The 20,777-nt window shown below is 75.9% G+C and carries 19 protein-coding genes; 12 read left to right on the top strand and 7 right to left on the bottom strand.

Annotation, left to right across the window (positions count from 1 at the left end):
- Positions 1-15: 15 nt before the first annotated feature.
- Complete coding sequence (locus KDL28_RS30110) at positions 16-1,293, bottom strand: S8 family peptidase (protein WP_252444083.1); 1,278 nt, start codon at positions 1,291-1,293, stop codon at positions 16-18.
- A gap of 99 nt (positions 1,294-1,392) precedes the next feature.
- Between KDL28_RS30110 and KDL28_RS41750 the strand changes: the two genes are divergently transcribed.
- A complete protein-coding gene (locus tag KDL28_RS41750) occupies positions 1,393-3,972 on the top strand; it encodes a CHAT domain-containing protein (protein ID WP_252444081.1) in 2,580 nt (859 codons plus the stop codon).
- 7 nt (positions 3,973-3,979) lie between these two features.
- Here the strand turns inward: KDL28_RS41750 and KDL28_RS30100 are convergent, their stop codons facing one another.
- Genes KDL28_RS30100 through KDL28_RS30090 form a run of 3 tightly spaced genes read right to left on the bottom strand, consistent with a single transcriptional unit; the run spans position 3,980 to position 6,045 of the window.
- Positions 3,980-4,222 (bottom strand): helix-turn-helix transcriptional regulator, encoded by a 243-nt coding sequence (locus KDL28_RS30100; RefSeq protein WP_252444079.1) that lies wholly within the window; start codon positions 4,220-4,222, stop codon positions 3,980-3,982.
- 12 nt (positions 4,223-4,234) lie between these two features.
- Positions 4,235-5,101 (bottom strand): ABC transporter permease, encoded by an 867-nt coding sequence (locus KDL28_RS30095; protein WP_252444077.1) that lies wholly within the window; start codon positions 5,099-5,101, stop codon positions 4,235-4,237.
- A complete protein-coding gene (locus KDL28_RS30090) occupies positions 5,098-6,045 on the bottom strand; it encodes an ABC transporter ATP-binding protein (protein WP_252444076.1) in 948 nt (315 codons plus the stop codon). Before KDL28_RS30090 ends, KDL28_RS30095 begins: the two co-directional genes overlap by 4 nt.
- Positions 6,046-6,276: 231 nt before the next feature.
- On the opposite strand from KDL28_RS30090, the gene KDL28_RS30085 reads away from it, so the two are divergent.
- Together KDL28_RS30085 and KDL28_RS30080 are read left to right on the top strand one after the other, a co-directional pair.
- Positions 6,277-6,912 (top strand): RNA polymerase sigma factor, encoded by a 636-nt coding sequence (locus KDL28_RS30085; protein WP_252444074.1) that lies wholly within the window; start codon positions 6,277-6,279, stop codon positions 6,910-6,912.
- Positions 6,902-7,381 (top strand): hypothetical protein, encoded by a 480-nt coding sequence (locus tag KDL28_RS30080; RefSeq protein WP_252444072.1) that lies wholly within the window; start codon positions 6,902-6,904, stop codon positions 7,379-7,381. Before KDL28_RS30085 ends, KDL28_RS30080 begins: the two co-directional genes overlap by 11 nt.
- A gap of 1,120 nt (positions 7,382-8,501) precedes the next feature.
- On the opposite strand, the gene KDL28_RS30075 is transcribed toward KDL28_RS30080, so the two are convergent.
- Entirely contained in the window at positions 8,502-9,896 is a 1,395-nt protein-coding gene (locus KDL28_RS30075) for a S8 family peptidase (RefSeq protein WP_252444070.1), read from the bottom strand.
- 55 nt (positions 9,897-9,951) lie between these two features.
- Here KDL28_RS30075 and KDL28_RS30070 point away from each other — a divergent pair, with 55 nt between their 5' ends.
- From KDL28_RS30070 to KDL28_RS30050, 5 genes are all read left to right on the top strand, one after another.
- Positions 9,952-12,594 (top strand): CHAT domain-containing protein, encoded by a 2,643-nt coding sequence (locus KDL28_RS30070; RefSeq protein ID WP_252444068.1) that lies wholly within the window; start codon positions 9,952-9,954, stop codon positions 12,592-12,594.
- 14 nt (positions 12,595-12,608) lie between these two features.
- Positions 12,609-13,241, top strand: a complete 633-nt coding sequence (locus tag KDL28_RS30065) for a hypothetical protein (protein ID WP_252444066.1) — start codon at positions 12,609-12,611, stop codon at positions 13,239-13,241.
- Positions 13,242-13,332: 91 nt separating this feature from the next.
- Positions 13,333-13,566 carry a hypothetical protein gene (locus KDL28_RS30060; RefSeq protein ID WP_372497111.1) on the top strand — a complete coding sequence of 78 codons (234 nt, stop codon included), beginning with the start codon at positions 13,333-13,335 and terminating at the stop codon, positions 13,564-13,566.
- 14 nt (positions 13,567-13,580) lie between these two features.
- On the top strand, positions 13,581-13,985 hold the full coding sequence (locus KDL28_RS30055) for an alpha/beta fold hydrolase (RefSeq protein WP_252444064.1): 405 nt from the start codon (positions 13,581-13,583) through the stop codon (positions 13,983-13,985).
- Positions 13,986-14,054: 69 nt separating this feature from the next.
- Entirely contained in the window at positions 14,055-14,480 is a 426-nt protein-coding gene (locus tag KDL28_RS30050) for an alpha/beta fold hydrolase family protein (RefSeq protein ID WP_252444062.1), read from the top strand.
- A gap of 92 nt (positions 14,481-14,572) precedes the next feature.
- On the opposite strand, the gene leuA is transcribed toward KDL28_RS30050, so the two are convergent.
- Positions 14,573-16,369, bottom strand: coding sequence for a 2-isopropylmalate synthase (gene leuA, locus KDL28_RS30045; RefSeq protein WP_252444060.1), 1,797 nt, complete (start codon positions 16,367-16,369; stop codon positions 14,573-14,575).
- A 475-nt stretch (positions 16,370-16,844) separates the two neighbouring features.
- On the opposite strand from leuA, the gene KDL28_RS30040 reads away from it, so the two are divergent.
- Complete coding sequence (locus tag KDL28_RS30040; RefSeq protein ID WP_252444058.1) at positions 16,845-17,135, top strand: hypothetical protein; 291 nt, start codon at positions 16,845-16,847, stop codon at positions 17,133-17,135.
- Positions 17,136-18,354: 1,219 nt separating this feature from the next.
- The gene (locus KDL28_RS30035) at positions 18,355-19,071 is read left to right on the top strand and encodes a DUF2334 domain-containing protein (protein ID WP_252444056.1); all 717 of its coding nucleotides are present in this window, start codon (positions 18,355-18,357) and stop codon (positions 19,069-19,071) included.
- 4 nt (positions 19,072-19,075) lie between these two features.
- On the opposite strand, the gene KDL28_RS30030 is transcribed toward KDL28_RS30035, so the two are convergent.
- Positions 19,076-19,708 (bottom strand): MBL fold metallo-hydrolase, encoded by a 633-nt coding sequence (locus tag KDL28_RS30030; RefSeq protein WP_252444105.1) that lies wholly within the window; start codon positions 19,706-19,708, stop codon positions 19,076-19,078.
- 60 nt (positions 19,709-19,768) lie between these two features.
- On the opposite strand from KDL28_RS30030, the gene purS reads away from it, so the two are divergent.
- Positions 19,769-20,023 carry a phosphoribosylformylglycinamidine synthase subunit PurS gene (purS, locus tag KDL28_RS30025; RefSeq protein WP_252444054.1) on the top strand — a complete coding sequence of 85 codons (255 nt, stop codon included), beginning with the start codon at positions 19,769-19,771 and terminating at the stop codon, positions 20,021-20,023.
- Positions 20,020-20,694 (top strand): phosphoribosylformylglycinamidine synthase subunit PurQ, encoded by a 675-nt coding sequence (gene purQ / locus KDL28_RS30020; protein ID WP_252444052.1) that lies wholly within the window; start codon positions 20,020-20,022, stop codon positions 20,692-20,694. The genes purS and purQ overlap by 4 nt, the downstream gene beginning before the upstream one ends.
- Positions 20,695-20,777: the final 83 nt, after the last annotated feature.

Here is a 20,777-nt window from a genome sequence, read left to right as displayed (position 1 = left end):
CGCGGCGGGGCCGGCTCAGGTGCCGGGCAGGATCCGGACGCTCCAGCCGTAGCCCCCGTCGAGGGTGCCGCCGCGCTGCTGGAGCGCACGCAGGGCCTCGGCCGGGGTGTCCAGCGTCGAGTCCTCGCTCATCAGCCGCACGAGCGCGCCGGTGATCTGCGGTGCGGCGAACGAGGTGCCCGTCCAGCAGGCCCAGGAGTCGGGGCCGTAGGTGTCGGGGTCGGGGTCGTCGATGAGCATGCCGTCCTCGGTGCCCTCGACGTAGGTCGAGACCACGCCCTCGCCGATGGTGGAGCAGGTGACCCAGTCGCCGTGGCTGGACCAGGACGCCGGGTCGCCCGCGGGGTCGAGCGCGGCCACGGCGACGACGTTGTCGAACTCGGTGCTGAGCGCGGCCGGCCATACGGGTTCGCAGTCGGCGCTGTTGCCCGCGGCGCAGACGACCAGCACGCCCTGCTCGCGCAGCTCGCCGACGGCCGCGCGGAGGGCGGGCGGGGCGCTGTCGTCGAGGGTCTCGGTGCCCAGCGACATGTTGATGATCTTCGCACCGGCCGCCGCGGCCCGGCGCAGCCCGTCGGCCAGCGCGGCGTCGGTGGTGATGCCGTCGCTGTCCATCACCTTGTGCACCAGGACGCGGGCGTCCGGCGCGACCTGCTGGACGATCCCGGCCACGAACGCGCCGTGCCCCGCGCCCGCGTCGAGCAGCCCGTCGGGCGGGAACTCGTCGAGCGCGTCGATGTCGCCCGCGTCGACCGGCATGGCGAGGTAGCCGTCGGAGCGGGTATCGGCGCTGATCCCGGTGTCCAGGACGGCGACGAGCGCGGCCTGCGGCGCCGGGGTGCCCGTGCCGCCGAACGGTCGCGCGCCCGCCGACGGCTCCGGCCCGCCCGCGCCCTTGATGTAGCCGGCCAGCGGGATGACGTAGTTGACCGCGGCGCCGACGCCGTCGGCGCGCAGCGCCTCGGCCGCCCGCAGCATGGAGGCCGGGGCCTCGGGGTCGACCTCGACGTCGCGGCAGCGGCAGCCCTCCGCGTCCCAGGTGACGACCGAGCCCTCGGCGACGATGACGTCGGGGCGGCGCGCCCGCTGGATCGCCTGCAGCTGGACGCGCTCGGCGCGGCTGCGCCGCCTGCCGTCCAGCTTGGCGAAGGCGCGGCGCTGGTAGTAGCTGTCGCGCGCCAGCCGCTTCAGGCTGGCGACCTGCCGGCGGACCTGGCGGCGCTCCCGCTCGCGCTGCTCGTCGGTTCGGGGATCGGAGTAGTCGTTCTCGGCGAATGCCTTGCTCGCGGGCACGGGCTCTCCTTCTCGACGCGCCGACTCCCGGCTTGACAGTATTCCGTCATGGTCGGCGTCGGCGTTCAAGAGTCGGGCGGCGATCTGCTGATACGGGCCGTGTCCGTGCACGACGAGATGGTCGGCGACCCGGCCACCCTCGGGCCCGCCGCGCGCGACCTCGCCGACGCGGCCCGGCGGGCCGGGCACACCGAGGCGCTGATCGTGGCTCTGCGCGCGCAGGCGTGGTTCGAGCGCCTGCAGCTGCGCAACGCGCGCGCGCTCGAACTGCTCGACGAGGCGGCCGGGCTGGCCCGGCGGGCCGGGCTCGACGAGCGGCTCGGCGAGGTGCTGGTGAGCCGGGCGGCGGTCAACCTGGAGCTGGGGCGCACCCGCGTCGCGCTCAACGACGTCGACCGGGCCGGGCCGCTGCTCGCCGACGCCGCCACCCCGGAGCTGGAGCTCAAGCGCGGGGTGCTGCTCAGCCAGATCGGGCGGCTGGAGGCTGCCCACGCCGTCTACCGCGCCGTGCTCGCGCACCCCGCCGCCACGGTCGACGTCCGCGCGCGGGCGGCCAACAACCTGGCCCTGGGCTCGGCGGTGATGGGCCGCGTGCCCGACGCGCTGGCCAACATCGAGCTGGCCTGCGAGCTGGCCGCCCGGGTCGGCCCGGCGCTCGCCGCGCTGGTCGCGCAGAACCGCGGCCTGGTGCTCACCCAGTGCGGCCGGCTGGCCGAGGGGCTGCGCCAGCTGGACACCGCCGTCGAGGCGCTGGCCGCGGTGGGGCTGCCGCTGGGGGAGGCCTACGCCGAGTCGGCCGAGGTCCTGGCCGCGCTGCGGGCCCTGCCGGAGGCCCGCGAGCTGGCGGCCAGGGCCGTCGCCGAGCTCGCCGAGCACGACGTGCCGCTGATGGCGGCCGAGGCCCGGCTGAAGCTGGCCGAGATCGCGCTGTTGATGGGCGACGCCGCGGCCGCGCGCGAGGAGGCGGAGGCGGCCGTGGCGCTGTTCCGCGGGCAGCGGCGGACCGGCTGGGTGGCGATGTCCACCGTGGTGATCACCGAGTCGCGCCGCCGCGCGGGCACCCTCACCAGCGCCGACGCCGACCGCGCCGGTCGCGCGGCCGACGCGCTGGCCCGGCTCGGGCTGGTCGCCGCCGCGGTGGGCGCCGACCTGGCGGCGGGTCGGGCCGCGCTGGAGGTCGGGCGCACCGCGATGGCCGCCCGCCGGTTCGCCGCGGCCGCCCGGCGCTCCGAGGGCGCGCCGGTGCTGGTCCGGCTGCAGGGCAGGCTGGCCGCGGCGCTGGCCGCCGGGGCCGCGGGCGACGACGCGGCGATGCTGCGGCAGTGCCGGGCGGGCCTGCGGGAGCTGGCCGCCCACCGCGGCGCGCTGGCCTCCACCGAGCTGCGCGCGCTCGCCGCCGCGCACGGCGTCGAGCTGGGCCTGCTGGGCATGGGCAGCCTGCTGCGCAGCGGCTCGCCCTCGCGCGTGCTCGACTGGGCCGAGCGCACCAGGGCCGCCGCGTACCTGGCCACCTCGGCGCCGGAGCCGCAGGCCGTCGAGGAGGAGGGTGTCGAGCTGGCCGCGGTGCGCGCGGAGCTGGCGGCGGCCCGCGGGCGCACCGGCGAGGACGTCACCGAGCTGCTCGCCCGCCAGACCGACCTCGAGCAGCGCCTGCGCCGGGCCACCTGGCACCGCGAGGGCAGCGGCGCGGAGAAGGGCACGACCGTGCGCGCCGGTGCCCTGGCCGACCTGCTCGACGGCGAGGCGCTGGTCTCCTACAGCCGCTACCGCGACGAGGTCGTGGCCGTCGTGCTCGACCGCGGGCGGCGCAGGCTGGCGCACCTGGGCGACTGGGGTCGCGTCCGGTTCGAGGCCGACGCGCTGCAGTTCGCGCTGCGCAGGCTGGTGCGCCCAGGCCTGCCCGCCGCGATGGACAGCGCCTGGACCAGCGCCCGGCACGCGCTGGCCCGGCTGCGCGAGCTGCTGGTGGCCCCGCTCGGGGTCGGCGCGGACACCCCACTGGTCGTGGTGCCCGCCCGCGGCACCCACCGGCTGCCCTGGTCGGCGCTGCACAGCGCCCCGGTGTCGGCCGCCCCGTCGGCGACGCTGTGGGCGGGCACGCGCGAGCGGCCCGTCGAGCACGGCGGGCGGGCGCTGGTCGTGGCCGGGCCCGGCCTGGACGGCGCCGAGCACGAGGTGGCCGTCGTGGCCGGCTGCCACCCCGGCGTCGACGTGCTGGTGCCGCCGGAGAGCACCGCGCAGGCCGTGGTCGACGCGATCGGCCGCTGCGACCTGGTCCACTTCGCCTGCCACGGCCTGCTGCGCGCCGACAACCCGACGTTCTCCGCGCTGGAGCTGACCGGCGGCCAGCTCACCGTGCACGAGCTCGACCTGCGCGCCGTCGCGCCGCGGCGCGTGGTGCTCGCCTCCTGCGACTCCGCGGCCGACGTCTCCTACGCCGGGAACGAGCTGCTCGGGTTCGTCAGCGCGCTGCTCGCCCGGGGCACCGCGGGCGTGGTGGCCAGCGTCGTGGTCGTGCCGGACGCCGAGGCCGTGCCGCTCATGCGGTCGCTGCACGGCAGGCTGGCCGCGGGCGAGCGCATGGCGTCCGCGCTGTTCGAGGCGCGGGCCGCCCAGGGCACCGACGACCCGCGCGACTTCGTCAACTGGTGCGCCTTCACCGCCTACGGCGCGGGCTGATCCCGGCTCAGGCCGACTCGCCCGCCCGGGAGCCCAGGCGCGGGAAGGGCCGGACCGAGAACACCACCTCGACGGGCACCTCGAAGTACTCCGCGACGCGCAGCGCGAGGTGCAGGCTCGGGCTGTACTCGCCGCGCTCGAGGTAGCCGATCGTCTGGTAGTGCACGCCGAGCGCCTCGGCCAGCTCGCGCCGGGAGACGCCGCGCTCGGCGCGCAGCATGGCGATGCGGTTGTGGATGGTCTCGGACATCGCGACCATCCTCTACGTCCGCTGCAGCGCCTGCTGCCGGCGGGCCTCCACCGCCGAGCCGGACTCCCGCCGGGCCATCCGGCGCAGCAGCACCGGGCCCAGCAGCAGCCCGACCGCGGCCCACGCCCCGAGCACCGCGATCGTCTCCAGCGTGCGCCACGACCCGCCGATCTCCATCGCGACCGCCTCGGGGGGCAGGAACGACGAGCGCAGCCCGAGACCGAGCCAGTAGACGGGGAACGCCTGCACGGCGACCTGGACCCAGCCCCACAGCACCTGCACCGGGAAGAACAGGCCCGACAGCATGGCCAGCCCGATCGTGGCGAGGAAGCCGAGGCCACCGATGACCCGGGGGCTGCGGATGACCGACCCGACCAGGATGCCGAGAGGCAGGCAGGCCACCAGGCCCAGCGCCACCCAGCCGGCCAGGCCCAGCCAGAACACGGCGTCGCCGACCGGCACCCCCGGCACGATGAACATCGCCGGGACCAGCACGATCAGGATCGACAGCAGCCCGTCGAGGGCGGCGGCCACGCAGAGCCCGACGACGTAGCTGGACATGCCGCCCGGTACGGCCTTGGCCCGCAGCAGCGTGCCGTCCTCGCGCTCGGCGGACAGGCTGTACGCGGTGCCCATCACCCCGAAGGCCAGTCCGATCGCGAGGATGCCGGGCAGCAGCGCGGCGCTGAGCGAGAGCCCGGTGTCGCCGAGCGTGGACCCCCGGTTGAGGATCAGCACGACGAGCGGCACGGCGTTCCAGAACACCGTCTGGAAGAGGCCTTCGCGGGTGGTCAGCAGGCTGCGGTAGGTGATCCAGCCCCGGGCCAGGCCGAGCCGCAGCGTCGGGAGCACGGCGGGGGATGCGGTCGCGGTGGTCATGCCGGCACCCCCTCGACCCGGGTGCGCCCGGGGAGCGGTCCGTCCTCGTGCTGGTGCACCATCGCCATGTAGGTGTCCTCCAGCGAGGCCCGGCGGACCTCGAGCTCGTGGATCTCCTCGCCCGGCGCGCCGAGCAGCTCGCGCAGGAAGGCGACCGAGTCGTCGGTGCTGTGCACGAACCGCTCCCCGCCGCGGGTCCACCGGATCTCGCTGCGGCCGGCGACCCGGCGGGCCAGCTGGTCGGCGCTGCCGTCGGCGACGATCCGCCCGGCGGCCAGGATGAGGATCCGGTCGGCCAGCCGCTCGGCCTCGGCCAGGTCGTGGGTGGTGAGCAGGATGGTGGTGGCCTCGTCGTCGGCGAGGCGGTGCACCAGGTCGTGGAAGTCGCGGCGGGCCTCGGGGTCGAAGCCCGCGGTCGGTTCGTCCAGGAACAGCAGCCGGGGCCGCCCGACGATGCCGATGGCCACGTCGAGGCGGCGGCGCTGCCCGCCGGACAGCGAGGCGATCCGCTGGTCGCGGCGGTCGGCGAGGCCGACGGTCGCGAGCAGTTCGTCGGTGTCGATCGGGCGGCGGCGCCCGGGCTCGCTGAACCGGGCGTAGTGCGCGCCGAGGTGGGCGAGCAGCTCGCGCACCTTCCACTTCCCGTGGTCGCGCCAGGACTGCAGCACCATGCCGATCTCCGAGCGCCAGCGCTCGTCGCCGCGGGCCGGGTCGACCCCGAGCACGCGGACCTCGCCCGCGGAGCGCTCCCGGAAGCCCTCCAGGATCTCGATGGTGGTGCTCTTGCCCGCCCCGTTCGGGCCCAGCAGGGTGACGACCTCCCCGGCGCGGACGTCGAAGTCCAGGCCGCGCAGGACGTCGGTGCTGCCGTAGCGCATGCGCAGCCCGCGCACGCGGACCACCGGGTCCGGTTCCTCGACGTTCTCCAGCATGGTCGCCCCCATGTGATGGTCCATTGCTCCCCTGCTGCGAAAAGTAGCACATGTACTACAAGCAAGGCCACTAATCGGACACAACGGACCAGATGCGGGGAAGGGTGCTGCGCGAGCCGGACCGGTCGTCGTCCGGTCGTCGACCGGTGCCCGATCGATGAGCGATCAACAGTATCGGGGGACCGGTTCACCGCTCAGGGACCACGGGGGAGCCCCGCGGGTGCGGGGCGGAGAGAGGTGGGCATGAGCAACTGCGTGCGGGCCGCCGCCCGGCCGGGGGCGGCCGCGGCGGAGACCGACCCCGACGACGTCGCCGCGTTGGTCGGGCGGGCCGCGGCCGGTGAGGAGGACGCGTGGGACGCGATCGTCGAGCGCTTCAGCGGCCTGGTGTGGGCGGTGGCAGGCGGCTACCGGCTCGGCCCCGCCGACACCGCCGAGGTCACCCAGACCACCTGGCTGCGGCTGCTGGAGAACCTCGACCGCATCCGCGAGCCCGCCCGGCTGGGCGGCTGGCTGGCCACCACGGCCCGCCGCGAGGCGCTGCGGATGCTGCGGCTGCGGGCCCGCGAGTTCCCCGAGGACAGCGCCGAGCTCGACGTCGAGCGCGACCCGGGGCCGACGCCCGAGGAGGCCGTGCTCGACGAGGACCGCGACCGGCGCCTCTGGTCGGCCTTCACCCAGCTGCCCGAGCGCTGCCGGGTGCTGCTGCACCTGGTGGTCGTGGTGGCGCCGCCCTACGCGGAGGTCGCCGCCGCGCTCGACCTGCCGGTCGGCAGCATCGGCCCCAGCCGGGCCCGCTGCCTGCGCCGCCTGCGCCGGCTCTACCAGGACGGTCCGTCCGGCACGGGCGAGGACGGGGAGACCGACGATGCCCGCTGAGCTGACCAGCGCCGACCGCGCGCTCCTGCGCGACCTGGCCGCAGTGCTCGCCAGGGTCGCCGCCGTGCCCCCGGACGTGGTGCGGGCGGCCAAGGGATTGTTCACCTGGCGCACCGTCGACGCCGAGCTCGCCGCCGTCGCGTACGACTCGCTGCTCGACGACGGCGCCGCGGCGGCCCGCTCGGTGGCCGGGCCGCGGATCGTCACCTTCGAGGCGGGCGACCTCACCGTCGAGGTCGAGGTCGACGATCGGCCCAGCGGCCGCCGCCTGGTCGGGCAGCTGGTGCCCGCCCAACCGGCCGCGTTGGAGCTGCGCCAGCTGACCGTCGACCCGTCGGGCGCGATCGCCACCACCGCCGACGAGCTGGGCCGCTTCCTGCTCCCGATGCCCGCGGAGGTCACGCTGGTGCGGGTCCGCGTGACGCTGGCCGACGGGCGGGTCGTGGAGTCCGCCGCCGTCCGCCTCTGACAGCCCGCCCGGGTTGCGCCCGGCCGCCGGGGGTCGGCGGCCGGGCGGAGAACCGGGCCAACGAGGCTGGGCCAACGCGCCACTCGCTCGCCGGGTGGGACGAGAGTCCCGCTCGTTCCACGGGGCGCAACGAGAGTCGCGCTCGCTCCGCCGGGCGCAACGAGAGTCGCGCTCGCCCAACGAGGCTGGCCGAACGCCCCACTCGCTCGCCGGGTGGGACGAAAGTCGCGCTCGCTCCACGGGGCGCAACGAAAGTCGCGCTCGCTCCCCGGGCGAGGCGGCGCGCAGCGCCCACCCCACCCCCGGCAGGGGAGCACTTCCCACCCCCTGCTGGAGCTGAGGTCGCCCGCCGCGGAGGCGCCGCCGGAGGCGCAGTAGGCCGCAGCGTTGGCGGGCGGCGCGCCCAGCCGAGGGCCCAGCTCATGGACAGGTGAAGAGCGCGCCTGCGCGGCGGGCGCCCTCGGATCAAGCAGGGGGTTCGGCTCCTGCCCTCACGCCGACCCGCCCAGCGTCGCACGCCCGGCAAAACCCCCGCACGCCTGGCATCCACGGGCTGCGGCTGGGAGCGGAGGGTGCGGGGGCCTTCCGGGCGTGCACGTCTGTGCGTGCCGACGTGACGGCAGGGGCCTCGGGGGAGGAGTGGCGCTACGCGCCCATCGAGGCCGTCCTGCCTCGCGGCGCTGCGCGCCGCCTCGGCGAGACGAGAGCGACTTTCGTCCCATCCGGCGACACGAGAGCGGCTTTCGTCCTGCCGGGCGGCGCGAGAGCCACTCTCGTGGGGGGGGGGGGGGGGGCCCCCCCCCGGGGGGGGGGGGGGCGGGGGGGCCGGGGGGGGGGCGGGGCGCCGCCACTCCCACTCGCGTGTCGTGGGGCCCCGCCCCACCCGCCGACGGCTTCGTTCTCGACGGCGCCCTGCTGCGGGGTCTTCCAGGACGCCGACGGGCCACCGCCGGCGGCGGCCAGGATCCGGTCCAGCTCGGCCTCGTCGACGTGGCGCTGGAGGTCGGTGCGGAGGACGCCCTCGCCACCCCACCGCTCGTCGCCTCCACGGCGAGCAGCACTTGGCCGTCTTCGACTGGCCGTAGGCGACCCACAGGTCGTACGGGCGGAGAACCGCCGCTCAGACGCCCGGCATGATCCGCACGGCCTTGCCGAAGTCGGGCACCCGGGTGCCGTTGCGCAGGATCTCGGTGACCGCTCCGCGCGGGGTGAGCTCGGGGCGCTCCGCGCACAGCTGCGCCACCAGCCCGCAGATCTGCGGCGCGGCGAACGAGGTGCCGTACCAGAGCGCCCACTCGCCGCCGGGGCGCCACTCGTCGGCGGCGCGGGTGTCGACGGCGGGGTTCTCGCGGCCGGTCACGAACGTGGAGACGATGCCCTGCCCGACGGTGGAGCAGTCGACGGTGGCGCCGCGGCTGGAGAACACCGTGGGCTGCATCCGGTCGTCCAGCGCGCCCACCGAGACCACCCGCTTGAACGCGGCGGGCCAGCAGGGTCGGCGGTCGCCGTAGTTGCCCGCGGCCGCGACGATGGCGACCTCGTCGCCGCGCCCGTGCTCGGACACGTGGTCGTCGATGATCTCCAGGGCGACCTGCAGCGCCACCGGCGGCACGTCGTCGAGGGTCTGCGAGCCGACCGACAGGTTGACCACGCGGGCGCCGTCGCGCACGGCCCGGATCATGGCGGCGCCCAGGGTGATCTCGCTGCCGATGCCGTCGACGTCGAGGGCGCGGTAGGCCTGGATGCGGGCGTCGTACTGCTCGCCGCGGTCGCGGCGGGAGGCCTGGGCGAGCACCCCGGCGACGAACGTGCCGTGCGCGGCGCCGAAGCCGAGCACGTCCTCCCCGGGGCGCTGCAGCTCGTCGATGTTGCCGGGGACGGGCTGGCCCTCCTCGATCCGCTCGACGTCGAGCAGCCGGTCCTTGGCGGTGCGGTCGGGGCGGGCGATGCCGGTGTCGACGACGGCCACGGTGACGGCGCGCTCGCTGGTGCGGGTGAACGGGGCGGGCCTGCTGGTGGTGTTCTCCGGGCCGCCGTCGCCCTTGACCCACGGGTTGAGCGGGGTCACGTGGTTGGCCGAGGCCGGGTACCCGGCCCGGCGCAGCTGGCGGACCAGCTCGACCATGCCGGCCATCGGGACGTCGAGGGTGAAGCGGGTGATCCGCCCCTCGAACTCCGCGGGCACCTTCGTCTCGAGCGGGCCGTGCCCGGCGATCAGCTCCCGGAAGCGCTCGTCGACGGCCTCGGTGCGGGTGACCAGCTCGCCGCGCATGACGAGCACGCCGAAGTTGGGGTCGTCGTCGCCGGGGTCGCAGAGGTCGACCTGCGTCATCCCGTCGAGGCGGCGGTCCTGCAGCAGGCCGACCAGCCCCCGGAAGTAGGGCTTGTCGCCGCTGGCGAGGTGGCGGACGCCGGCCATGACGGCCTCGACCTCGGCCGGGGGCACCGGCGCGCACATGCCGGTGTGGCGCTCGCTGTAGGGTCCGAACCGCTCACCGTTGGATCCACTCTGCACGGGGAACTCCTTGCTCGTCGGGGGAGTCTGTGTGCGCCGAGGAGCGGGCGCATCCATGGAGACCGAGTCCGCAACCGACCTCCTGATACCGGCGCTGGAGCTGTACCGCCGGGTGGTCGCCGACCCCATGTCCAGCGGTGCGGACGCCGCGGCGATGGTCGCACTGGCGCGCGCGGGGCTCGACGACGGCGGCCGGGGCGCGGAGGCGCTGGTCGCGGCGCTGCGGGCGCAGGCGTGGTTCGAGCACGCCCGGCTGGCCAACAGCGCGGCGAAGTCGCTGCTCGACGAGGCGGCCCGGATCGCCCGCAGCCACCGCGCCGACGAGCGGCTCTCCGAGGTGCTCATCACCCGCGCCGCGGTCAACATGGAGCGGGGCAGCCACGCCGCGGCCCGCCGCGACCTCGACGCCGCGCTGGAGGCGGCGGGCGGTGAGCCCCCGGCCGAGGCCGGGCTGGCGCAGGCCGGGCTGTTCTTCAACACCGGCAGGCTGGACGCGGCCGCCGTGCTGTGCCGGCGCGTGCTCGCCGACCGCACCGCCTCGACCGACCTGCGGGCCAAGGCGGCCAACAACCTGGCCATGATCGAGGCCGGGCGCGGCCGCCCGGCCGAGGCGCTGGCGCGCCTGGACGAGGCAGACGAGCTGGCCACCGGCCTGGACGCGCTCGGGGCGGCGTTCTGCTCGACGCGGGCCTGGGTGCTGGCCCAGGCCGGGCGGCCCGCGGAGAGCCTGGAGCGGTTCGAGGAGGCCGAACGGCGCTTCCTCGGCGCCGGCCTGCCGACCGGTGAGCTGCTGATGGAGCAGCTCGACGCGCTGGTCGACCTGCGGCTCATCCCGGAGGCGCGCCGGCTGGCGGTGCGCGCGGTCCGCGAGTTCACCGCCCCCGACGTGGCGCTGATGGCCGCCGACGCGCGGCTGCGGCTGGCCCAGGTCGACCTGCTGGCCGGGGCGGCGGCGGAGGCGCTGGAGCAGGCCGGTCTGGCCGCGGCGGCGCTGCACGAGCAGCGCAGGCCGGGCCCCCGCGCCCGCGCGCAGACCGTCGCGGTGGCCGCCGCCCTGCGGCTCGACGCCGTCGGCCCGGCCGAGCTGGCCACCGCCCGGCGGGCCGCCCGCACCCTGCAGCGGCTGGGGCAGCCGACCGCGGCCGTCGACGCGCACCTGGTCGCCGGGCGGGCCGCGCTGGCCCTGCGCCGCACCCGCACCGCCCACGAGCACCTGGCCGCCGCGCAGGCGCTGGCCAGGGGCCGCGGCGGCACGGTGCTGGTCCGGCTGCGCGGGCGGCTGGCCGCGGCGCTGGCCGCGCAGGCCCGCGACGACCCGGCCGGCGTGCGCAGGCACGGCCGGGCCGGGCTGGCCGACCTGTCCCGGCACCGGGCCGCGCTCGGGTCGGCCGAGCTGCGCGCGCTGGCCTCCGGGCACGGCGCCGAGCTGGGGCGCGTCGTGCTGCGCGCGCTGCTGCGCACGGCCCGCCCGGTCGACGTCCTGGCCTGGCTGGAGCGCACCCGCGCCGCCGCCCAGCTGGTCGTGGCGCCCGCCCCGCGGCCCGAGGTGGCGGCCGGGCTGGCCGCGCTGCACGCCGCGCAGGCCGAGCTGGACGCCGTCCGGTCGGCCGGTCGCGGGGAGCCCCGCGAGCTGCGGGTCCGGCTGGCCGCGCTGGAGACCGAGGTGCGGCGCACCGCCTGGAAGCACCCCTCGCCGACCGACCCGGCGGGACGGCCGGTGCCCGTCGCGCAGGCCAGGGCCGCGCTCGGCGACCGCGTGCTGGCCGCGTTCGGGGCCGCCGACGGGCGGCTGTTCGCGGTGCTGGTCACCGCGACCCGCACCCGGCTCGTCCCGCTGGGGGCGGTCGAGGACGTGGCCACCGAGTCCGACGCGCTGCTGTTCGCGCTGCGCCGGTCCACCCGGCCGGGCCCGCCCCGCTCGCTGGCCACGGCCAGGGCCAGCGCGGAGCACGCGGTGGACGCCCTGCGCCGGGCCCTGCTCGACCCGCTCGGCCTGGACCCGGGCACCCCGCTCGTCGTGGTGCCCGACCCGACCACCCTGGCGGTGCCGTGGTCGGCGCTGCACCCGGCGCCGGTGGCGGTGGCCCCGTCGGTGTCGTCGTGGGTGCGCTCGCTGCCCGCCCCGGGCGCCGCCGCGCCGACCGGGCGCACGGTGCTGGTCGCCGGCCCCGACCTCGACGGCGCCCAGCAGGAGGTCGGCGAGCTCGCGGCGCTGCACCCGGACGCCGCGGTGCTGGCCCCGCCGCGGTCCACGGTGCCCGCGGTGATCGCCGCGCTGGCCGGCGCCGACCTCGCCCACCTCGGCTGCCACGGCCTGCTGCGGGTGGACAACCCGACCTTCTCCGCCCTGCGCCTCTGCGGCGGCGACCTGACCCTGCACGCGCTCGACCAGCTCGGCGCCGCCCCGCGCCGGGTGGTGCTGGCCGCGTGCGACTCGGCCAACGGGTTCGCCTACGACGGCAACGAGGTGATCGGCTTCGTCGGGGCGCTGATGGCCCGCGGCTCGACCGCCGTCGCCGCGAACAGCGCACCGGTCGGCGACCTGGAGTCGGTGGCGCTGACCGTGGCGATCCACCGGGCGCTGCGCGCCGGGGCCCCGATGGCCGACGCGGTGCACGCCGGCCGGGCCGGCCTGGACCGGGAGGACCCGCGCCAGTTCGTCAGTTGGTGCGTCACGACCGCCTTCGGTGGCGGATGAGCGGGAGGAACACCGTGAACGACGACACGCTCGGGCGGACCAGGCGGTCCCTGCACGGGATCGCCGAGCTGGTGCTGGCCGGCCCGCAGCACCGGGCCAGCGGCAGGATCCGGCTGCGGGTGACCCCGGGCGGCTTCGGCGGGGTGACGACCGACCTGCGGGTCGAGGGCACCGACCTGGTCGGCCCGGCCGGGCGCGTCCCGCTCGCCGGCACCTACCGCGAGGTCGCCACGGCCGCCGGTGTCGACGTCGGCGCCCCGCAGGACGTCTACTCCGACACGACCGGCATCGACCCCGACGAGCCGATCGACCTCGACCCGGCCGCGGTCGCGCTGGTGACGGGCTGGTTCGCGCTCGGCGACGCGGCCCTGCGCGCGTTCGCCGCTGATGTCGGCGGCGACGCGGAGCCGGTGCTGTGGCCCGAGCACTTCGACCTGGCGATCGCCGTGGACGAGGTCAACTACGGCGCCTCCGCGGGCGACGCGGGCGAGCCCCGGCCCTACGCCTACGTCGGCCCGTGGACCCCGCGGGAGGGCGAGTTCTGGAACGCCCCCTTCGGTGCCCTCCGCCCCGCCGAGGACTTCCCCGACGTCGACACCCTCACCGCGTTCTTCGCCGAAGGCCGCCGCTCCGCCGCCCAGCCCTGACCGTCGAGAACGAACTCGTCGTCGTCTTGGACCGGTCCAACCGACGACGAGTTCGTTCTCGACGAGGGCTGGTCAACTTAGGTTGACCGGTGTGGACGAGACCCTGGTGGCCCTCGCGGCCCGGGCCGACGACGGTGGTCCGCTGGAGGCCCTGCGCGCCCTGGCCGAACTGCGCCGCCGGCTCGACCGGCTGGAGGCGGTGGCGGTGCGGCGCGCGCGGGTGCGCGGCGTGATGTGGATCCACATCGCGGCCGCGCTCGGCGTCTCCAAGCAGGCCGTCCACAAGAAGTACGGCGGGCGGCGCCTGCTGCCCGGCGGCGGCTGACGGGGGAGGAAGCGATGACGGCGACCTGGGCGGCCCGGTTCGACGGCGCGCCGCGGCTGATCGACGTCGGCGGGCGCACGGTCTGCGCGCGGATCCGGGGGAGCGGCCCCACCGTGGTCCTGGAGGCCGCGGGCACCGGGCAGGGCACCGGCGACGCGTGGGGCCGCGCCGTCGAGGACGGCCTGCCCGCGATGGCGACGGTCGTCTCCTACGACCGGGCCGGCGTCGGCTGCTCGCAGGGGCCGCCGCGGCGGACGATCACCGAGATGGCCGACGACCTGCACGACCTGCTGGGCGCACTGGCGCTGCCCGGTCCCGCCGTGGTGGTGAGCTGGTCCTACGGCGGGCTGGTCTCCGCGCTGCACGCGGTGCGGCACCCCGGGGACGTGGCGGGCCTGGTTCTCGTCGATCCGACGTAGATCTCGCCCCCGCCCGTCCCGCGAGCCCTGCGGCGCCCGCTGGAGGCCCTCGGCGGCGCCCGGTTGCGGGTGCTGGCCTGGAGGTCGGCGCGGGGCCTGCTCGGCGCCCGGGTCGTCGACCGGATGGCAGGCGAGGGGGCGACCGACGAGATGCGCGAGCAGGCCGCCCGGTCCGCCCGCGACCCGGAGGCGATCCGCGCCATGGCCCGGATGCTCGCCCGCATGGACGCCCACATGAGCGAGGTCGACGCCGTCCTGAGCGCCCCGGGCGCCCGCTTCCCCGACGTGCCCGTCACGGTCCTCGCGGCCGGCGTGCGCCCGGAGCGGATGCCCCGCAAGTACCTGGACCACGTCGACGAGAGCCACCGGCGGCTGGCCGGGTTGGCTCCCCGCGGGCGCGTCGTCGTCGCCGAGGGCGCGACCCACCAGGTCCCCTACGAGCGCCCCGACGCGGTCCTGCAGCACGTGGCGTGGGTGCTCGGCGCGGTGCGCTGAGGCGTCGGCGGCGCGGCCCGTGTCAGGAAAGCCACCATCAGGACGCCTGGTGTCCTGATGGTGGCTTTCCTGACATCGAGCGGGAGAGGCGGTCAGCGCATGGCGCGGTTGATCGCCGAGACGACGGCCTTCAGCGAGGCGTTGACGAGCGAGCCGTCGACCCCGACGCCCCACAGCACGGTGCCCTCGACCGCGCACTCGACGTAGGCCGCGGCCCGGGCGTCGTCGCCAGCGGACATGGCGTGCTCCTGGTAGTCCAGCACGCGGATGTCGAAGCCGATCCCGGCCAGCGCGTCGACGAACGCGGCGAGCGGGCCGTTGCCGGTGCCGGTGATCTCGTGCAGGTCGCTCTCCACCCGCACGGTGGCCACGATCTCGTCGTTGCCCTCGCCGTCGCTGGTCAGCCGGTGGCGGATCAGCTTCAGCGGGGTGACGCGGTCCAGGTACTCGGTCTCGAAGGAGTCGCGCATCTCCTTGGGCGAGATCTCGCCGCCCTCGGAGTCGGTCAGCTCCTGCACGACCCGGCTGAACTCCATCTGCAGCCGCCGCGGCAGGTCCAGCTGGTGCTCGGTCTTCATGATGTAGGCGACGCCGCCCTTGCCGGACTGCGAGTTCACCCGGATCACGGCCTCGTAGGTGCGCCCGATGTCCTTCGGGTCGACCGGCAGGTACGGGACCTCCCAGCGGAAGTCGTCGACGGAGACGCCGGCCTCGGCGGCGTCGGTCTTCATCGCGTCGAAGCCCTTGTTGATCGCGTCCTGGTGGCTGCCGGAGAACGCGGTGTAGACCAGGTCGCCGCCCCACGGGTGGCGCTCGCCGACGGGCAGCTGGTTGCAGTACTCGACGGTGCGCCGGATCTCGTCGATGTCGGAGAAGTCGATCTGCGGGTCGATGCCCTGGGTGAACAGGTTCATCCCCAGGGTGACCAGGTCGACGTTGCCGGTGCGCTCGCCGTTGCCGAACAGGCAGCCCTCGATGCGGTCGGCGCCTGCCTGGTAGCCCAGCTCGGCCGCGGCCACGGCGGTGCCGCGGTCGTTGTGCGGGTGCAGGCTCAGCACGATGCCCTCGCGGCGGGCCAGGTTGCGGTGCATCCACTCGATGGAGTCGGCGTAGACGTTCGGGGTGGCCATCTCCACCGTCGCCGGCAGGTTGACGACCATCGGCGACTCGGGGGTGGGCTGCCAGATCTCGCTGACGGCGTTGCAGACGTCGACGGCGTACTGGAGCTCGGTGCCGGTGTAGGACTCGGGGGAGTACTCGAAGCGCCAGTCGGTGTGCGGGTACTTCTCGCTGAACCGCAGCACGTCCTCGGCGCCGTCGGTGGCGATCTTGGAGATGCCTGCGCGGTCGGAGCGGAACACCACCCGCCGCTGCAGGATCGACGTCGAGTTGTACAGGTGCACGATGGCGCGCGGCGCGCCCTCGCAGGCCTCGTACGTGCGCTCGATCAGCTCGGTGCGGGCCTGGGTCAGCACCTGGATCGTGACGTCCTCCGGGATCAGGTCCTTCTCGATGATCTCGCGGACGAAGTCGAAGTCGGTCTGGCTGGCCGCCGGGAACCCGACCTCGATCTCCTTGTAGCCCATCCGCACCAGCAGGTCGAACATGCGCCGCTTGCGGGTCGGGCTCATCGGGTCGATCAGGGCCTGGTTGCCGTCGCGCAGGTCGACCGCGCACCACAGCGGCGCGGTGGTGATGCGCTTGTCGGGCCAGGTGCGGTCGGGCAGCGATACCGGCTCGACGAACTCGTGGAACGGCTTGTACCGGTGCACCGGCAGCTGGGAGCCGCGCTGCGGGTTCCACACCGGCTGGGTATCGGGGACCGCGCGGTCGGGCGTGCGCAGACGACTGGTGGTGGACGAGACGTAGGCGTCCGGTGACATGGTCATGCGGGGTGCTCCTGGGTGTGCCGATCAACGGAAGTGACCGGCGCACGCCTCAGACCCGCGACGGAGGGCCGGTCGGTCAGACCCCGCCGCGGCGACGAAGGAGCAGGCGCGCCACGGGGTGACCATAACCCCTCCGCCCCCCGTCGCCGCAACCCGCGGCCGGGGGTCACCGCTCGGGCGACCGCCCCGACCGCCGCAGCCGACCCGCCTCCCGCGCGTGGACGGCGAGGGCGCAGGGCCAGGTCGAGGCGGGGATCGGTGCCTGCGGCGGGGAAGAGAGGCTGCGGTCGAACCTGGCCCGGAAGCTCCTGACGAGCGGGGAGCTCGGCGTCTCCCGCAACGCGCTCCTCGCGGGGAGGAGGAGGGCTGCAGGACGCCCTACTCCACGACCCCCGGCGCGGCAGGCTGCCGATCGGGGCGCCGTGGTCCACTATGCGTGTCGGCGGATCGGTGTCCGACGGGGAGGAACGACCGGATGGTGGTAGCTCGTCGCGGGGCGGACACCGCGGCCACCGTGCTGCGGTTCATCGGCCTGGCCTTCGTCCTCATCCTGGTCCTGCACATCCTGCTGACCCTGCTGGCGAACCCCGGCCACGAGGTGACCCAACTGGTCGCCCGCGCCGCCGACTACCTCGACCTGGGCCTCGACGGCCTCTTCGTCCCCGACAGCCCCCAGGTCGCGGTGCTCCTCAACTACGGCGTCGCCGCACTGCTGTGGTACCTGATCACGATCGTCGTCGTCCGCCTGGTCCAGCGCCTCGGCTGACCGCCGCCCACCGCGCACACCCAGTCGCCACCGCGCACATGTCGGGGCGTGTGCGCGGTGGCCACCCGGTGCGCGCGGTGCCCCGAACCTCCGCTCGTCGTGGGCGCCGCTGTAAGCGAGTGGCGCGCTCGCGCGGCGAGGTTGGGCGAGCGCGCCGCTCGCTCGGGCGGTCCGGTGCCTGCGCCCGCTTCGCGATGACCACGCACACCCAGTCGCCACCGCGGGCATCTACTGGCCACGGCGCACACGTCAGGACGTGTGCGCGGTGGCCACGCGGTGCGCGCGGTGCCCAGGGACCCCGCCGAACCCCCGTCATCTCCCCCGGCAACCCCGCCGGTCCCCCGGAGAAGTGCCCCCTGCCGTCGCGTCGGCACGCGCAGCGTGCATGGCCGGCCCGACCTCCGCACCCCGCCCTGCGAGCCGCAGCCCGTGGATGCCAGGCGTGCGGGGGTCGGGACGGCCATGCCAACCTGAGTGGGACGACGCGACGGCAGGGGGCACTTCGACCCCCCCCTGCTGGAGCCGAGGCCCGCCGGAGGCGCTCTTCACCCCGCCTTCGACGCGCTCTTCTCCTGGAGCGGACGCGCGCGGACGCCTTCAGTAGGCAGGGACGTCGCGGGGCGGCGTGCCCAGCCTCGGGCGAGCGAGTGGGTCGAAGGCGGGGTGACAGGCGCCTCCGCGGCGGGCGACCCTCTGATCGAGCAGGGGTTCGGCCCCTGCCGTCACGTCGTCACGCCCAGCGAAGCACGCCGTCAGCGACCCCACACGGTTGGCATCCACGGGCTGCGGCTGGCATCAGGGGGTGCGGGGTCACTGCCGTCGCGCTCTGCCGAGCGCGCCGACGTGACGGCAGGGGCCTCGGGGAGGGGAGTGGCGCTGCGCGCCGCCTCGCGGCGCTTGCGCGCCGCATCGGCGGAGTGAGAGTGGCGTTCGCCCAACCTTGTTGGGCGAGAGTCGTTTTCGCCCAGCCAGGTGGGACGAGAGTGGTTTTCGTCCCCCTGCGCCGGACGAGAGTGACTTTCGTTGCGTCTCGCGGGACGAGAGTCACTCTCGTCCCGCCTCGGGTGAGCGAGTGGCGCGCTCGGCCAACCCCGTTGAGCGAGAGGCGCTCTCGCTCACCGGGACGCGACGCGGACCGGCGGGAAACGGTGCCGGAACACTGTCCTCGCGCTCACGACACCGTTCCCGGCCGTTCACCCCGACCTGCGTTGATAGCGGCATGGCCCACCTGCTGGTGTCCCTGTCCGGTCTGACCGACGACCTCGCCGCCCGCGCGGGCCACCTCGCCGACGCGCTCGACCAGCGCGGGGTGCCGCTGACCCTGCTGGTGCGCCCGTGCGGGCCCGACGGGCCGCTGCGCCCCGGCGGGCTGGTCGACTGGCTGCGCCACCGGCGGGAGGGTGGCGACGCGCTGGTGCTGCACGGCTTCGACCACACCGCCGACCCCACCGCGGCGCGCAACCCCATCGCGCTGGGCAGGCGGGCCGAGTTCGCCGCGCTGCCCCGGCACGAGGCCGGACTGCGGCTGACCGCGGCCCGGCGGGTGCTGACGGGCGTCGGGCTGCGCACCGACTCGTTCGCGCCGCCGCGCTGGTCGGCCTCGCCGGGGACGGTGGCCGCGCTGACCGAGCAGGGCTTCGCCGTGCTCGCCGACGAGGCGGGCGTCCGCAGGCTGGACGGGGCGGCGCCGCCGCTGCGCGGGCGGGTGCTGGGGCTGCGGTCGCGCTCCGCGGCCGACGTGCGGGGCCCGCGCCGGCTCGCCGCGGACGCGACCAGGGCGGCCCGGCGCGGCGAGGCGGTGCGCATCGACGTCCGCGCGGTCGACCTGGGGTACGCCGACCGGTTCGCCGCCGTGCTCGCCGCGGTGGACGCGGCCCGGGCCGCGGGCGCGGTGCCCGCCGACTACCGGTTGCCGGCCGCGGCGCGGGCCGCCTGAGGCCTCAGAGCGTCGTGGCGGTGGCCTTGTCGAGGACCTTGAGGGCGGTCCGCTCCGGGGCCAGCTTCTCGAACATGCCGTACCAGATGGCCGGGTTGGACAGCACGGCCTCGTGGATCGGCACGGCCGTCGCCGGGGCCACCGCCCGCAGGTAGTCGACGGCCTCGGACAGCTTCAGCCAGGGCGCGCCGGTGGGCAGGAACAGCACCTGGACCGGGCCCGGCGGGGCGACGAGCGCGTCGCCGGGGTGCAGGTGGGTGCCGTCCACCAGGTAGGCGTTGTTCTCGATGACGGGGATGTCGGGGTGGATGACGGCGTGCTCGCCGCCGAGCACCTCCACCCGGGAGCCGGCGATCCGCGCGGCCGCCCCGGGCAGCAGCACCTCGTGGTCGATGCCCTTCTCCGCGAGGGTGCCCGCCGAGCCCGGGTCGGCCAGCACCCTGGCGTCGGGGTTGGCCCGCAGCAGCGCGGTCAGCCGGTCGGGCTCGAGGTGGTCGAAGTGCTGGTGGGTGACCAGCACCGCGTCCAGGCCGGTGACGCCCTCGAAGCCGGTCGAGAACGCCCCCGGGTCGAACAGCAGCCGCGCGGCGCCGGTGTCGAGCAGCAGGCACGAGTGGCCGAAGTGGGTGATCTCCATGCGGTCCACCCTGGCCCGGGGGGCGCTCACCCGCCAGCTCCACCACCGTAGGCTGGGGGTGTGGCCAGAGTGGTGGTTGACGTGATGCCCAAGCCGGAGATCCTCGATCCGCAGGGCCAGGCCGTGGCGGGTGCGCTGGCCCGGCTCGGCATCGCCGGCGTCGGCGACGTGCGGCAGGGCAAGCACTTCGAGCTCGACGTCGACGACTCGGTCGACGACGACACCCTGCACCGCATCGCGGGCGACCTGCTGGCCAACCCGGTCATCGAGGACTGGGTCGTCACCCGCGTCACCCGGGAGGGGGCGGCGCGGTGAGGATCGGTGTCGTCACGTTCCCCGGGTCGCTGGACGACCGCGACGCCGCGCGCGCGGTGCGCCGGGCCGGTGCCGAGGCCGTCGCGCTGTGGCACGCCGACCACGACCTCGCCGGCGTCGACGCCGTGGTCATCCCGGGCGGCTTCTCCTACGGCGACTACCTGCGCGCGGGCGCCATCGCCAGCCTCGCCCCGATCATGCGCGAGATCGTCGCAGCGGTGGCCCAGGGCCTGCCCGTGCTGGGCATCTGCAACGGCTTCCAGATCCTCTGCGAGGCCGGCCTGCTGCCGGGGGCCCTGGTCCGCAACTCCGGGCTGCACTTCGTCTGCCGCGACCAGCGGCTGCGGGTGGAGTCGGCGTCGACGGCCTGGACCGCCGACCTGGCCGCGGGCCAGGAGCTGCTGATCCCGGTGAAGAACGCGGAGGGCCGCTACGTCGCCGACGCCGCCACCCTGGAGCGCCTCTCGGGCGAGGGCCGGGTGGTGTTCCGCTACCTGGAGCAGAACCCGAACGGCGCCATGGCCGACATCGCCGGGATCAGCTCGGCCGACGGCCGGGTGGTCGGGCTCATGCCGCACCCCGAGCACGCGATCGACCCGCTGACCGGCCCGTCGACCGACGGGCTCGCCCTGTTCACGTCCGTGCTGCGGGCGACGGCTTCGGTAGCCTGAGTGGGTTCACCGACCGGCCGGTGCGACCGGCCGCTCACGGCGGGCGCGCGACCGGCCGTGCCACCGTTACCCGTTCGAGCTGC

Source organism: Pseudonocardia humida (assembly GCF_023898865.1).
In the GTDB taxonomy this organism is placed as follows: Bacteria; Actinomycetota; Actinomycetes; order Mycobacteriales; family Pseudonocardiaceae; genus Pseudonocardia; species Pseudonocardia humida.
Note: the sequence above shows the minus strand (reverse complement) of the source record. Positions and strands in the feature narration are given on the sequence as shown.

Coding starts and splice junctions, on each gene's coding strand:
- KDL28_RS30100 (WP_252444079.1), bottom strand. CDS start 4,222: ATGTCCGAGACCATCCACAACCGCATCGCCATGCTGCGCGCCGAGCGC.
- KDL28_RS30095 (WP_252444077.1), bottom strand. CDS start 5,101: ATGACCACCGCGACCGCATCCCCCGCCGTGCTCCCGACGCTGCGGCTC.
- KDL28_RS30090 (WP_252444076.1), bottom strand. CDS start 6,045: ATGGGGGCGACCATGCTGGAGAACGTCGAGGAACCGGACCCGGTGGTC.
- KDL28_RS30085 (WP_252444074.1), top strand. CDS start 6,277: ATGAGCAACTGCGTGCGGGCCGCCGCCCGGCCGGGGGCGGCCGCGGCG.
- KDL28_RS30080 (WP_252444072.1), top strand. CDS start 6,902: ATGCCCGCTGAGCTGACCAGCGCCGACCGCGCGCTCCTGCGCGACCTG.
- KDL28_RS30070 (WP_252444068.1), top strand. CDS start 9,952: ATGGAGACCGAGTCCGCAACCGACCTCCTGATACCGGCGCTGGAGCTG.
- KDL28_RS30055 (WP_252444064.1), top strand. CDS start 13,581: ATGACGGCGACCTGGGCGGCCCGGTTCGACGGCGCGCCGCGGCTGATC.
- leuA (WP_252444060.1), bottom strand. CDS start 16,369: ATGACCATGTCACCGGACGCCTACGTCTCGTCCACCACCAGTCGTCTG.
- KDL28_RS30040 (WP_252444058.1), top strand. CDS start 16,845: ATGGTGGTAGCTCGTCGCGGGGCGGACACCGCGGCCACCGTGCTGCGG.
- KDL28_RS30035 (WP_252444056.1), top strand. CDS start 18,355: ATGGCCCACCTGCTGGTGTCCCTGTCCGGTCTGACCGACGACCTCGCC.
- KDL28_RS30030 (WP_252444105.1), bottom strand. CDS start 19,708: ATGGAGATCACCCACTTCGGCCACTCGTGCCTGCTGCTCGACACCGGC.